Source organism: Heliomarina sp. (assembly GCF_052826185.1).
The window spans coordinates 18,102-30,659 of record NZ_JBRBUI010000017.1; the positions used below are offsets into that span (position 1 = coordinate 18,102).

The window sequence follows — 12,558 nt, forward strand, 5'->3', positions numbered from 1 at the left end:
TTCCTTGCCTGTGTCGCGACGCTTAACGCGGGCCTCAATCGGTGCTTTAGGGCACACCATTTACAAAATGGGTCAATCCACGCTGATATTGAACAAAAAGCAGTGCGCCCGACATCTGCCTGTCCTTCGGGGAACCGGGCCATCACGCGGCGCGCTCAACGCCTTGGAATTCGATGAATTTTGACATGTGGTTCCATAGGAAATCACCGTAAGCAAAGGGTGTGAAAGGTTCGCACCCGGCAAGAGGCAGCGGTTCGATGATCGCATCGACTGCCGGCTCAAAGAAGAAGGGGATCGAGACCCTTTCCCGCAGACCGCCAAGCACGCGGTGTCGTGTCGCGCGAACCTGTCCGCCGGTCCACTGTTCCAGCAGCTGTCCGAAATTGACCGCCAGCCCGTTTGCGGTCGCCGGGACATCGATCCAGTCGCCATTATGCGCCTCGGCCTGCAAGCCGCCGTTGTCGTCCTGCCAGAGCAAGGTGACAAAGCCGGAATCCGTATGGGCACCGCCAACCAGCCAGCGCGGATCCCCAGAGCTGACCTGAACCTGTGTAAGATCTTCGGGCAGTGACTCCGCCGATCTTTCCGGGTAACGGATCAGCCGAAGCGTGGAATTCGAGGAGTCGAAAAGCGGCGTCATGAGGGCGGGGTCAAGCGCGAGACCACGGGCAAGCCCGGCAAGTAGCATGCGGCCAAGACCTTCCATCGCGACGTAATATTCGGCGACACTCTCACGCCAATCATCGGCGTTGTCAGGCCACGGAGTTGGCTCGAGCAGCGGATCGCCAAAACTACCTGTACGAGCGCTGTCGACTGCATCCGCCCCGATATCGATCCCCTCCTTGTAGGTGGGTTGGCCGCTCTGCAGCGGAAAATACCCGCGATAAACATTTGGATGTTCGGGGGCGAATTTGCGGCGCGCGAGCTTGCTCTTCTCGGACGTAGGCAGATCAAAGAATTTCAGCAGTTCGGGCCGCAAGTGCGACGACAGCCCCAGCGCCTCGTCGACGTTCGACAGACGCATAAAGCCCGCATCCTTAGCCGCAGCCGCGATTTTCGCGTCCGCTGCCCGGTCTCCCGAGGTGATTTCCCGAGCGTCAATGATCGGAATGGTCGTGTCAGAAATGCCGTTGCCCATGATTGCCCGGATCCGGTTTCGTTATCCCGTGTTCAATTTGAACGCCGGAACAACTTTCAGGTCAACGACGGAAACAGGAATTTACTGATAGGTTCGTTCTTCGATGGGCACCGTTTCAATGGCCTCCAACAATGCCTCAAGCAAAAGCTCTTCCGCCCTGTTCTTGATGGCTTTCGGATTCCAGACCACGTGCACGTCGATTGCCGGTAAGTTATCGAAAGGCGGCACCTGCCACAAATGCCCGTCGGCCACGTCTCGCGCGGCAACATGAACGGGCAGAGGGCCGATCCCCAAACCAGCGACGATCATCCTCCGGACTTCCTCAAGATGGCTCGACAGGCCGGTGATCTTCTGCCCCAGTTCGGCCTGCGCCCGCATGAGTGTCACCGGTCTCAACACATCCTGAAGCCGGTCCGTTTCGAAACTGACCGAACTGTGCCCGGCCAGATCCGCTTGGGTCAGATCGTTCTTTCCGAAAAGCGGATGTGGCGGGCCGCAGAACAGGCCAAAGAATTCCCGGTACAAGCGCCGGTATTCAAGGCCCGGGTTGTGATCCTTTACAAGGCAGACGGCAAAAGAGGCGCGCTTTGCCGCGACCTCGGAAATCGCATCCGCGCTCGATTCAACCTCGATTGTCAGGCTGGCATTGGGGTGCCTGCCGTGGAAATCCGCAAGCACCTGATCAAATAGCGGGCACACCACATGGCTTGCCGCCATCAGCCGAACGTGACCCTGCACCTCGTCTGTAAGCTCGCGCATCAAGGTCGAAAGCCGCAGAACCGATCCGTTGATGTCGAGCGCCTCTCGATATAGCAAACGCCCCGCATCGGTCAGGGTGTAATGCCCGGGTGAGCGATTGATCAGCTTTCGACCAAGCCGATCTTCTAGCCTTTTCAATGCGGTAGAGACAGATGGCTGCTTGAGACTCAGCTTATGAGCCGCTTCGGAAACAGACCGGCTTTCGGCCAGAACGACAAAGGTCCGTAGCAAATTCCAGTCGAGTTCGCGTGCGATCCTGTCCGGTTTCAACTTGGGATCAAGGAACGGTTCTTGACGCATTATAGTTCAGGCCAATATTGATAATACTAATTATCTATTTGATCTATGATCAAGCGTTTCGCAATCCTCTTCTCATTCTGAAATGGAACGCGAGATCACATGTCCGTAGAAGCACGAGAGGCGCGCCAGCCGTGGATCCTGCTCAGCCCCGCACTGACGGCGGTTGCGCTGTTTCTCTTTGTGCCGCTGCTGTTCATTCTGGTTTACAGCTTCTGGCTGCGCACCGCGACAGGGGCGGATCAGGCGGGTTTCTACCTAGACAACTGGCGCGAGGCTCTGACCGACGCCTTCTACCGCGACATACTTCTCAGTACCTTGCGCATCGCGGCCATCACCACGCTCGTCTGCGCACTGATGGGATATCCGGCTGCCTACTTCATTGCCCGGTCCAAGGGCAACAAGGCGATCCTTCTGCTGATGCTAATGCTGCCGTTCTGGATCAGCTACATCATCAGGACGATGAGCTGGATCAACATTCTTGGCGTGTCCGGCGCGTTGAACACCTTTCTGCTTTGGATCGGGATCATCACGGACCCCATCCAGATGCTCTACAATGAAACGACAGTGATTCTCGGGCTGGTTCACTTTCTACTGCCTTTCATGGTGCTGAACGTCTTTGTCAGCCTCGAAGGGATCGATACCAATCTCGAAGACGCGGCCAATTCGCTGGGGGCGACGCGGTGGGAAACCTTTCTGCAGGTGACACTACCGCTGTCCTTACCCGGACTGGCGGCCGGTGGTCTGCTGTGTTTCGTGCTGGGGGCGGGAACCTATATCACGCCGCTGGTTCTGGGCGGGCCACGCGATGCGATGTTCGCCAACCTCGTATTCGAGGCGATTATTACCCAGCTCAACTGGCCACTGGGCTCGGCCCTAAGCCTGATGCTGCTCGCCGTGCTTGGGGTGCTGGTCATGATCTACAACCGCTATCTCGGGATGGCGCAGCTGATGAAGGGGCTGGGCTGATGGGGTGGCAACTGATCCGGGGTTGGGCGATCCTCGTCTACATCTTCATGTTCCTGCCGGTGGCGGTTGTCGTGCTGCTCAGCTTCAACGCCAGCCAGTTCGGCAGCTTCCCGATGACCGGCCTGTCGTTTCGCTGGTTCATCGAACTCGCCAATAACGACGCGATCCTGCGCGCGTTCCGCACGTCGATCATACTTGGCCTTTTGACGGCGATTATCTCCACGACCCTTGGCGTCCTGGCAAGTCTTGCATTGGTTCGCTACCGCGTGCCCGGCGCCAATGCGATTTCAACACTTCTGATTGCGCCGATACTCGTGCCCGAGGTCGTTCTGGCTGTTGCCCTGCTGCTGTTCCTCAACTTCCTCGGGATCAACAAGAGCTTCACCCTGCTTCTGTTTGGTCATGTGATCTTCACGCTGCCCTTTGTGATCCTTGTCGTTCAGGCCCGGCTGATTTCGATCAAGCGCGACGTCGAAGAGGCTGCGATGAGCCTGGGCGCCAGCCCGCGCCAGACCTTCTTTCAGATCACCCTGCCGCTGATGATGCCCGCTGTGCTGGCGGGCGGGTTGTTCGCTTTCACGATCAGTTTCGACGACATCACCGGCACCCTATTCTGGAAGCCCGGAGGCGTGGAAACGGTCCCGACACAGATTTTCGCGATGCTGCGCAACTCGATCAGCCCCGAGATCAACGCGCTGGGCACGGTGATGATCGCAATGACGGTCGGCCTGCCGCTGCTGGGCGCGGCCATCGCAAGACAGATTTCCAAGAAAAGCGGCACGTAGAACCGCAAACACCCAACAAACCATACCGACAAGGAGTGAGAAATGACCAAGAAAATGGACAACACAACCCGATACGAACGGCTGCGCGAACGCTATATGAACGGCGATCTCGACCGGCGCAGCTTTCTGGGCATGATCGGCGCGGCAGGGCTGGCCTATGGCGTTCAGACACCATTTGCCAAATACGCTCATGCGGCGGCCGATCAGGTGCGCTTTGATGGCTGGGGTGGCGTCGTGTCCGAAGCCTTCCGCGAGTACGCCTTTGACCCGTTTACGAAAAAAACCGGGATACCTGTGGTCGATGGTACATTCGGCGGCGGCGACGAATACCTCAGCCGCGTGAAAGCCAGCCAGGAAGGCGAATACAATATCGCGCACCTCTCGGGCGTCTTCGATTATGCCCGGTATTACAACCTCGGCCTCGCCTCGACCCTGAACGAAGACAATATTCCGAACCTGAAATTCGTCATTCCCAAGCTGGTTGACGTCTTCCGCAATGTCTCCGACGGAGCGCTGTCCTGCGTGCCTTATGACTATGGCACGACGGGCCTTGCCTATAATCGCAAGTATATCTCGGACGAAGAGATGAAGGAAAAAGGCGCGAAGATCCTGATCGATGAGGCCTACAAGGGCAAGATCGCGGGTTGGAGCGACTGGCGCACGCGGATCTGGTACGCTTCGCTCCAGACCGGGCAGGATCCGAACGGCGCCACCGATATGGATGCGGTCTGGGATGCGATCCGCACCCATCGCGACCTGTCGCTCAAGTACTGGACCTCGGGCGCCGAGCTTATGAGCCTTCTGGCCGAAGAGGAAATCTATGTCACCGAAGGCTGGTCGGGCCGCATTTACGCATTGCAGGAGCAAGGGCACGACATCGGCTATATGGATCCCCCGAATGGCTTTGGCTGGCAGGAATGCCTGTTCGTCATGAAGGGCTCGCCCATGGAGGCCTGCGAAGAGCTTCTGAACTTCATGCTGGCGCCGGAAACCTCGATCGCCGTGGCCGAGGGGCAGAATTATCCGCCCGCGCTTGATCCGCAACAGGTCGACCTTGGCGACAAGATCCCCACACTGCCCGCCTTTGACCCGACAGGCACCCTGTCAGGCCTGACCTTTGCCGATCCCGATTATTGGAACGGCAACGAAGCTGAATGGTCCAAGACCTTCGGCCGCGTCCAGAAAGGCTACTGAACCCAAAGCCCTTTCCCGCAAGGGAAGGGGCACTTCCATTCGGAGATCATCCACGTGAGTTCTGTCACCCTCAAGAATATCGTGAAGCGGTTCGGCACCTTCACGGCGGTCCATCAGGCCAATCTCGAAATTCCCGAGGGCGACTTCGTCACCCTGCTGGGGCCGTCGGGCTGCGGCAAAACTACCAATCTACGGATGATCGCCGGGTTGCTTGACCCGACCGAGGGCGAAATCCAGATCGGTGGCAAACGTGTCAACGATATCCCGATCCACAAGCGCAATCTTGGTATCGTGTTCCAGAATTACGCCCTGTTTCCCCATAAGACAGTCGCCGAAAACGTAGCCTTCGGCCTAAAATACCGCGATGTGCCGAAGTCCGAGGTCGCTAGCCGGGTACAGGCGGCGCTCGACCTCGTGCAATTGCCGGACGTCGGCGACCGGTATCCCAAGGCGCTTTCCGGTGGGCAGCAGCAGCGCATCGCGCTGGCGCGCGCCATTGTCATCGAACCGGACGTGCTTTTGCTGGATGAACCGCTTTCCGCGCTGGATGCGAACCTGCGCGAAGACATGCGGGTCGAGTTGAAGCGCATTCAATCGAAGATCGGGGTGACGACGGTTTTCGTGACACATGACCAGTCCGAAGCGCTCGCTATGTCAGACAAGATCGTCGTGATGAGTGCGGGACGCATCGAGCAGGTCGGCACCCCCGAAGAGGTCTATAACGCGCCCGCCAGCGAATTCGTCGCAAATTTCCTTGGCGCATCGAACATCCTCCAAGGCACATGTCTCGGGAAGAGCGGCAGTGATGTTGCGGTCGAAACACCTCTCTTTGGTACGGTTCCCGTGCCCGCAAGCAAGGCTTCGGGTCTGGACAATGGCCCCGCGAAACTCGTTCTCAGGTCGGAAAAGCTGACTTTGCTGTCCCCCGGTGCCGATACAACGGGTATGATCACTGCACCCGCGACTGTCGAAACCGTGGATTACCAAGGGCAGACTGTTCGCTATTTCATCCGGATGGCCGATACCCAGTTGCAGGCGATCAACCTGATCGACGAGCGACCATTCCCGGAGGGCACGGAGGTCACAGCAGCCTTCCGCGCCAAGGACTGCGCCGCATTACCCGGAGCTTGAGATGAGCAACCTCTTTTATCAGGGCCGTGGCCGGAAACCCATGCTGGATCAGGCGCGCGGCGTCTATATGTGGGACACGGACGGCAAGCGTTACCTTGACGGGTCTTCCGGCGCGATGGTTTGCAACATTGGCCATTCCAACAGCAATGTGCTGGCGGCAATGCGGCGGCAGATGGAAAAATCCACCTTTGGCTACCGCCTGCATTTCGAAACCGAGGCCTCGGAAAAACTGGCCGCGTCCTTGGTCGAACTGATGCCCGAGCATCTGACGCGGGTGTTCTTTGTCTCGGGCGGTTCCGAAGCCGTCGAAAGCGCGCTCAAGATGGCGCGACAGCACGCCTTGGCAACCGGGCAGGGCAGTCGCTGGAAGGTAATCTCGCGCCAGCCAAGTTATCATGGCTGCACCCTAGGTGCACTCGGGGTGACAGGCTATGCCGCCCTGACTGACCCCTTCAAGCCTATGATGCGCATCATGCCGAAAGTTCCCGCGCCACGGGCCTATCTCGACGGGTTGGATGTAGATGATGAGGCGACCGGCCACCATTATGCCGACATGCTCGAAGAACAGATCTTTGCCGAAGGTCCCGAGACCGTTCTGGCCTTTATCGTCGAACCGGTCGGCGGTGCTTCGACCGGCGCGCTTGTACCACCCAAGGGCTATATGGAGCGCATACGCGAGATCTGTGACCGTTACGACGTGCTCCTGATCATGGACGAGGTCATGACCGGTGCGGGGCGGACCGGGACTTTCCTTGGGTGCGAACATTGGGGAACCCGCCCGGATATCGTTGTGATGTCCAAGGGGATCGGCTCGGGCTATGTGCCGCTGGGCGCGATGATCGTGGATGAGCGTCTGGTAGAACCGGTTCTGGACGCGGGCGGTTTTGCCCATGGCTTCACCTATGCGGGCAACCCGCTTGCCTGTGCTGCGGGGCTGGCCGTCGTTGGTGAAATCCGAAACCAAGGTCTCTGTGACAACGCGGCACGAATGGGGGAAAAGCTCATGACCCGCTTGCAGGCGTTGAAGCAAAAACACGAGATCATCGGAGATGTTCGTGGCAAGGGGCTTCTAACTGCTTTTGAATTCATGTCCGACAGGGATGCGAAGACGCCCTTGCCGCGTCATCTGAATGCCTATCAGCGTTTCGTCGATATCGCCTACGAACGGGGTTTGATCGTCTATTCCCGCCGAACCCATGACGGGTACGAGGGCGACCATATCCTCGTCTGCCCGCCGCTCATCCTGAATGACGGACATCTCGACGAAATCATCGAAGGGCTCGATGGCTCGCTGGAACAGTTCGTCCACGAGCTACACGGCGCGGCGGGAGCCTTCTGAAGAATGTCCAAAATCCTCATCACCTGCGCGGTTACGGGTTCGATTCATACCCCGTCAATGTCGCCCTATCTGCCGTTCAAACCGGATGAGATCGCTCGGCAGGCGGTCGACGCGGCAAAGGCGGGGGCATCGATCCTCCACCTACACGCCCGCGACCCGGAAACCGGTCAGCCTTCTTCAGGCGTCGCCGATTTCATGTCCTATCTGCCGTCGATCCGGAACGCGACAGATGCGGTTCTCAATATCTCGACCGGCGGCAGTGCAGTGATGACGCTGGACCAAAGGCTTGCCGCCCCACGACAGATCGCGCCCGAGATGTGCTCGCTTAACATGGGGACGATGAATTTCGCCCTTTACCCGGCTGTGAAACGCATATCCGAATGGAAGTATACTTGGGAAAGGCCGTTTCTCGAAGGCTCGGATGATCTCGTTTTCAAGAACACGCCACGCGACATAACGCAGATCCTGACCGAACTGGGGGCGGAACGCGGGGCCCGGTTCGAGTTTGAATGCTATGATGTCGGGCATCTCTACATGCTGCGCCATTTCGCAGATCGCGGCCTGATCGAGCCGCCCTTTTTCATTCAGTTCGTCTTTGGCGTGCTGGGTGGCATGGGGGCAGATCCTGAGAACCTCAGCCATATGAAGCGGATGGCAGACAAGCTCTTTGGCGATGACTACATGTTTTCCGTTTTGGCTGCGGGTCGCCACCAGATGCCCTTTGCCGCGATGGCAGCCGCCATGGGCGGACATGTGCGGGTCGGACTTGAAGACAGCTTGATGATCGAACGCGGACAGCTTGCCAGCAGCAACGCCGAACAGGTGCTTAAGATCAGGCGCATTGTCGAGGATCTCGGGCGCAGCGTAGCGACGCCAGACGAGGCGCGTCAGATGCTTGGTCTGAAGGGCGCCGACAGGGTGGTGATGCAATGCTGAGCTACCGGAATGCGACGATCGAAGACGCGGAGGCGCTTAACGAGGCGCTTTCAAACCTGTCGGCTGAGCTGGGCGATACCCACCGGGCCAGCGTGACGGCTCTTCGCGAGCTTGGCTGGGGCGCGAACCCTGTCTGTCGTGCCACCCTTGCCGAAACCGAAGACGAAGTCGTCGGCGTCGCGCTCTTTTCGCCTTATGTCTCGACCGTTTTCGGCAGCGCCGGGATTTACGTTTCGGACCTGTGGACTGCGCCGTCTGTGCGTGGAAAAGGCGTGGGCAAGGGCCTGCTCGCCGCCGCGCTTCGGGACGGCAAACAGGTGTGGAACGCGAAATTCATGAAGCTGGACGTGTACAATTCCAACCTTGATGCACGTCAATTCTACGAACGCCTCGGCTTTCGACCGAGCGATGAACAAACCAAGATGATGTTGGATGAAGCCGGTTGCACGGCGCTGAAAGGAAGAGAATGAAGGCTGTTTTTGATGAACGTCAATGGGGTCATGATCCCAAGCATTTTATGGCCAATGGCGCGATCAAGCCCAACCCGGAGCAACCGCGCCGGATCGAAATTCTGCACGAAGGCGCGTCAAAGGCAGAATGCGATTTTATCACGCCGGAGGATGCCGGGCTGGGTCCGATCGCCGCGCTGCATTCGGCGGAGTACCTCGGTTTTCTAGAGAGCATCTACACCCGCTGGCAGCGCATCGAAGGCGCGGGCGAGGAAGTCATTCCGAACATCCATCCGGGCAATCGAACCGACAGCTACCCGGAGTCGGCTGTCGGGCAGGCTGGCTATCATCAGGCCGATACCGCCTGCCCCATCTCCTCCGGCACATGGGATGCCGCTTATTGGTCGGCGCAGAGTGCGATCACGGGCGCGGATCTGATCTGCAAGGGCGAACGCGGGGTCTATGCCCTCTCGCGTCCGCCGGGGCACCACGCTTTTGGCGATCTGGCCGGTGGGTTTTGTTTCCTGAATAACTCCGGAATTGCGGCAGAACGTTTGCGTGCGGCAGGCCTGCGGCCAGCCATCGTCGATGTCGACGTTCACCACGGAAACGGGACTCAGGGAATATTCTACGACCGCGATGACGTGCTGACCGTGTCCATTCATGCCGACCCAGCCCGGTTCTACCCGTTCTTCTGGGGGCACGCGCATGAACGCGGAGAGGGGCGTGGACTGGGCTATAACCTTAACCTGCCGCTGCCGCGCCAGACACCGGATGATGGTTTCATGAAAACGCTCGATACGGCTCTTGCCCGGGTCCATAGTTTTGGTGCCGATGTGGTCGTGGTTGCCCTCGGATTGGATGCCGCGATCGATGACCCGTTCCAAGGGCTCGCCGTCACGCAGGACGGTTTCGCCCGGATCGGCGCGGCCTTTGCCAAAACAGGTCTGCCAATCCTGTTCGTGCAGGAGGGCGGCTATATCTCCGACAGTCTTGGTATCAACCTGACCCGGACCCTTACTGGGTTTCAGGAGGCGCTGTGACAGGGGCAGAGGCCATTGTCATTGGCGGCGGGATCGCAGGAGTCAGCGCCGCCGCCCAGTTGGCCAAGCATATGTCGGTTATCCTGCTCGAGGCGGAAAAGCAGTTCGGCTATCACTCGACCGGGCGGTCAGCCGCGATCTTTATCCGTAACTATGGCAACGCGACCCTGCGCCAGCTGAACGCGGCCTCGGCGTCTTTTTTCGAGACGCCTGATGAGATCGGAGAGACCAGCCTGCTCACCCCACGTGGGGAAATGCTTGTCGCCGCCGAGGATGAACTGGAAAACCTCGCGGAGTATGCGTCCGGGGCTACGGGGTTGGAGCTGCTGAGCCCGCAACAGGCCGTCGATCTTGTACCGATCCTCCGGCAAGACAAGATTAACGCCGCCGCCATCGAATGGGATGCTCAGGACATTGACGTGGACCGGATGCTTGCCGGATTCCTGCGGCTTTTCAAAACGCGCGGCGGCCGGACGGAAAGCGGCAGCAGGGTGACAAGTATCCTGCAGAAGGACGGGACATGGTCAGTCGAAACCGAATCTGGAAGCTACAAGGCCCCAATCGTCGTGAACGCCGCCGGTGCCTGGGCCAGCCATGTCGGTGCAATGGCAGAGGCCGCCGATATTGATCTGACGCCGATGCGGCGGTCGGCAGCCATTCTTCCTGCGCCCGAAGGGTTTAATCCGGCAAGCTGGCCGTTGTTCGCATCTGCGTCAGAGCGCTGGTATGCCAAGCCGACCGGAGGCAAACTGATGGTCAGCCCGGCCGATGAAGATCAGGTCGTCGCCCATGACGCATGGGTAGATGACATGGTGCTTGCCGAAGGCCTTCACCGCTATGAACAGATGGTAACAGTGCCCGTCACCCGAGTCGAAAACGCATGGGCGGGCCTGCGGACCTTTGCAGCGGATCGAACGCCGGTCGTGGGATTCGATCCCGTCGCACCGGGTTTTTTCTGGCTCGCGGGGCAGGGCGGATATGGCGTGCAGACTGCGCCCGCATTGGCCCAATTGACAGAAAAACTCTGCACGAATGATACGAACCCTTTTTCGGCAGAGACGATGGCAGCGCTGTCGCCCTCGCGCTTTCACTGAAATTTCCAATGATAATTCAGTTGCTTAATCGGCTGCTGTATGACTTAGGGGCAGATCGTCCCTACTCAATCATTCTTCAACTAGTAGCCGATTTTTCTTGCCATCGGCAAGAGAAGCGCTATCTGCAAAAAAATTACCTTGGCGATGGTAGTCGCCAAGGTAGAAGCAATTTTAAATAAAGACGCGACACCACTCACGGAACGACGTCAATTGAAGAATACCACGTCCAAACGTGTAGGCCAAGAATTTATCATAATGATAAATTGGTCGATAACCGAGCCGGTCGCCCGCCATTGACGCGAGCCTCGAAAATGATGAAGGATGCGGGCATGGATAAGTTGAAATCTATTTTTGAATTACGGGAAATGTTGCGCCAGCTTGAAAAGGACATCGGCTTCGATGACCTGACCCGTATTGAAAGGGACGTTTTGCTTGCGGCACATAGTCTGTGTGACAAACCGGGCGATGTGATTAGTTCAGACCAGATCCGCCATCACAAGCTCCTTCAATCGGTCGCGCAGGCGACTTTCTACCGCGCGATTGGGACCCTTCTTGGTCTTGGCCTTCTGGAACGCGCGGCGCAAACCAAGGCTCGATCCTACGTTGTCCGCGATGATCTCGTCGGTGGCGGTTTTGGCACCGATTTTGACATCCGCAGCGCGCTGAAAAAGCGATCAAACGGGTCCGATTCAGGCAGGAAAGCAAACGGGTTCTAGGTGCCGGTACTTCAGAACTGGTTCGTCATCGTTGTCGCATATGTCCTTGCTCATGGGCTGACTGCGATGCTGATCACGCCACTCCAGTCGAGGTTCATTCCCGAAATCACGGCATTCGCCAGTCTGGTATATCTTCCACACGGGGTGAGGGTGCTCTCGACCTGGCTCGCGGGAAGAATGGCGTTCCTCCCATTATTCTTCGGAGCGTTCTTGGCCGAACTGCTGTTCACCCCAGCCGATGTAAGCAGAGTTACCGATCCGGTGATCCTAGTGTCGCTTGTCGTAGGTGCGTCCTCGGCCGTCCTGGCTTTCGAACTGTTGAGGCTTCTGGGGTACAACCTTTATGCTGGGCGCAAACTCCGAATTCACTGGAAATGGCTGCTGCTCGTCGGAATGCTCGCATCCGTTATCAACTCAATCGGGCAATCTCTCGTGTTCGCCGGTCTGATCCTTCCCGAAAGAGTTTTCGCGGTCGTCATGACCTATGCAATCGGTGACCTGATCGGGCTTATTGTCACCACCTTTGTCCTGATGTTCTTTTTCCGTTGGATACGGCTTCGGCCCTGGCGATAGCGAGCCGCCTGAAACCGAGCGAAATCCTTAACGCATCTCCGCAAAATCTTGAACTTGACGGCTGCCGTCGACTACGGTTCGACGATCAGGCGCTCGTCCTTTAACTTTGCATCCCGTTTGCTGACAGAGGCTTTT

Annotated in this window: 13 protein-coding genes; 11 read left to right on the forward strand and 2 right to left on the reverse strand. The window is 58.2% G+C overall.

Annotation, left to right across the window (positions count from 1 at the left end; translation table 11 throughout):
- Positions 1-142 precede the first annotated feature (142 nt).
- Both ACU0FH_RS05415 and ACU0FH_RS05420 read right to left on the reverse strand, forming a co-directional pair.
- The gene (locus ACU0FH_RS05415) at positions 143-1,138 is read right to left on the reverse strand and encodes an isopenicillin N synthase family dioxygenase (protein WP_446193699.1); all 996 of its coding nucleotides are present in this window, start codon (positions 1,136-1,138) and stop codon (positions 143-145) included.
- An 81-nt stretch (positions 1,139-1,219) separates the two neighbouring features.
- Positions 1,220-2,197, reverse strand: a complete 978-nt coding sequence (locus ACU0FH_RS05420; protein WP_446193700.1) for a LysR family transcriptional regulator — start codon at positions 2,195-2,197, stop codon at positions 1,220-1,222.
- Between the two features lie 99 nt (positions 2,198-2,296).
- Between ACU0FH_RS05420 and ACU0FH_RS05425 the strand changes: the two genes are divergently transcribed.
- The 11 genes from ACU0FH_RS05425 (at position 2,297) to ACU0FH_RS05475 (ending at position 12,423) form a co-directional block, all read left to right on the forward strand.
- A complete protein-coding gene (locus ACU0FH_RS05425) occupies positions 2,297-3,163 on the forward strand; it encodes an ABC transporter permease (protein ID WP_446193701.1) in 867 nt (288 codons plus the stop codon).
- On the forward strand, positions 3,163-3,948 hold the full coding sequence (locus ACU0FH_RS05430) for an ABC transporter permease (RefSeq protein WP_238372472.1): 786 nt from the start codon (positions 3,163-3,165) through the stop codon (positions 3,946-3,948). The genes ACU0FH_RS05425 and ACU0FH_RS05430 overlap by 1 nt, the downstream gene beginning before the upstream one ends.
- Positions 3,949-4,002: 54 nt before the next feature.
- Positions 4,003-5,142, forward strand: a complete 1,140-nt coding sequence (locus ACU0FH_RS05435) for an extracellular solute-binding protein (protein ID WP_446194150.1) — start codon at positions 4,003-4,005, stop codon at positions 5,140-5,142.
- 54 nt (positions 5,143-5,196) lie between these two features.
- The gene (locus ACU0FH_RS05440; protein ID WP_446193702.1) at positions 5,197-6,273 is read left to right on the forward strand and encodes an ABC transporter ATP-binding protein; all 1,077 of its coding nucleotides are present in this window, start codon (positions 5,197-5,199) and stop codon (positions 6,271-6,273) included.
- Position 6,274: 1 nt separating this feature from the next.
- The gene (locus ACU0FH_RS05445; protein ID WP_446193703.1) at positions 6,275-7,612 is read left to right on the forward strand and encodes an aminotransferase family protein; all 1,338 of its coding nucleotides are present in this window, start codon (positions 6,275-6,277) and stop codon (positions 7,610-7,612) included.
- Positions 7,613-7,615: 3 nt separating this feature from the next.
- Positions 7,616-8,548: a 3-keto-5-aminohexanoate cleavage protein gene (locus tag ACU0FH_RS05450; protein ID WP_446193704.1), complete on the forward strand. Its 933-nt coding sequence runs from the start codon at positions 7,616-7,618 to the stop codon at positions 8,546-8,548.
- Positions 8,542-9,018 (forward strand): N-acetyltransferase family protein, encoded by a 477-nt coding sequence (locus ACU0FH_RS05455; RefSeq protein ID WP_446193705.1) that lies wholly within the window; start codon positions 8,542-8,544, stop codon positions 9,016-9,018. The genes ACU0FH_RS05450 and ACU0FH_RS05455 overlap by 7 nt, the downstream gene beginning before the upstream one ends.
- Positions 9,015-10,040, forward strand: coding sequence for a histone deacetylase family protein (locus ACU0FH_RS05460; protein ID WP_446193706.1), 1,026 nt, complete (start codon positions 9,015-9,017; stop codon positions 10,038-10,040). Before ACU0FH_RS05455 ends, ACU0FH_RS05460 begins: the two co-directional genes overlap by 4 nt.
- A complete protein-coding gene (locus tag ACU0FH_RS05465) occupies positions 10,037-11,134 on the forward strand; it encodes an NAD(P)/FAD-dependent oxidoreductase (RefSeq protein ID WP_446193707.1) in 1,098 nt (365 codons plus the stop codon). Before ACU0FH_RS05460 ends, ACU0FH_RS05465 begins: the two co-directional genes overlap by 4 nt.
- A gap of 311 nt (positions 11,135-11,445) precedes the next feature.
- The gene (locus ACU0FH_RS05470; RefSeq protein ID WP_446193708.1) at positions 11,446-11,850 is read left to right on the forward strand and encodes a hypothetical protein; all 405 of its coding nucleotides are present in this window, start codon (positions 11,446-11,448) and stop codon (positions 11,848-11,850) included.
- Positions 11,851-12,423, forward strand: a complete 573-nt coding sequence (locus ACU0FH_RS05475) for a hypothetical protein (RefSeq protein WP_446193709.1) — start codon at positions 11,851-11,853, stop codon at positions 12,421-12,423.
- Positions 12,424-12,558: the final 135 nt, after the last annotated feature.

What these genes read in the sequence shown, in the direction of transcription:
- ACU0FH_RS05415 (WP_446193699.1), bottom strand. Translation starts at nt 1,138, where the DNA reads ATGGGCAACGGCATTTCTGACACGACCATTCCGATCATTGACGCTCGG.
- ACU0FH_RS05420 (WP_446193700.1), bottom strand. Translation starts at nt 2,197, where the DNA reads ATGCGTCAAGAACCGTTCCTTGATCCCAAGTTGAAACCGGACAGGATC.
- ACU0FH_RS05425 (WP_446193701.1), top strand. Translation starts at nt 2,297, where the DNA reads ATGTCCGTAGAAGCACGAGAGGCGCGCCAGCCGTGGATCCTGCTCAGC.
- ACU0FH_RS05430 (WP_238372472.1), top strand. Translation starts at nt 3,163, where the DNA reads ATGGGGTGGCAACTGATCCGGGGTTGGGCGATCCTCGTCTACATCTTC.
- ACU0FH_RS05435 (WP_446194150.1), top strand. Translation starts at nt 4,003, where the DNA reads ATGGACAACACAACCCGATACGAACGGCTGCGCGAACGCTATATGAAC.
- ACU0FH_RS05445 (WP_446193703.1), top strand. Translation starts at nt 6,275, where the DNA reads ATGAGCAACCTCTTTTATCAGGGCCGTGGCCGGAAACCCATGCTGGAT.
- ACU0FH_RS05450 (WP_446193704.1), top strand. Translation starts at nt 7,616, where the DNA reads ATGTCCAAAATCCTCATCACCTGCGCGGTTACGGGTTCGATTCATACC.
- ACU0FH_RS05455 (WP_446193705.1), top strand. Translation starts at nt 8,542, where the DNA reads ATGCTGAGCTACCGGAATGCGACGATCGAAGACGCGGAGGCGCTTAAC.
- ACU0FH_RS05460 (WP_446193706.1), top strand. Translation starts at nt 9,015, where the DNA reads ATGAAGGCTGTTTTTGATGAACGTCAATGGGGTCATGATCCCAAGCAT.
- ACU0FH_RS05470 (WP_446193708.1), top strand. Translation starts at nt 11,446, where the DNA reads ATGATGAAGGATGCGGGCATGGATAAGTTGAAATCTATTTTTGAATTA.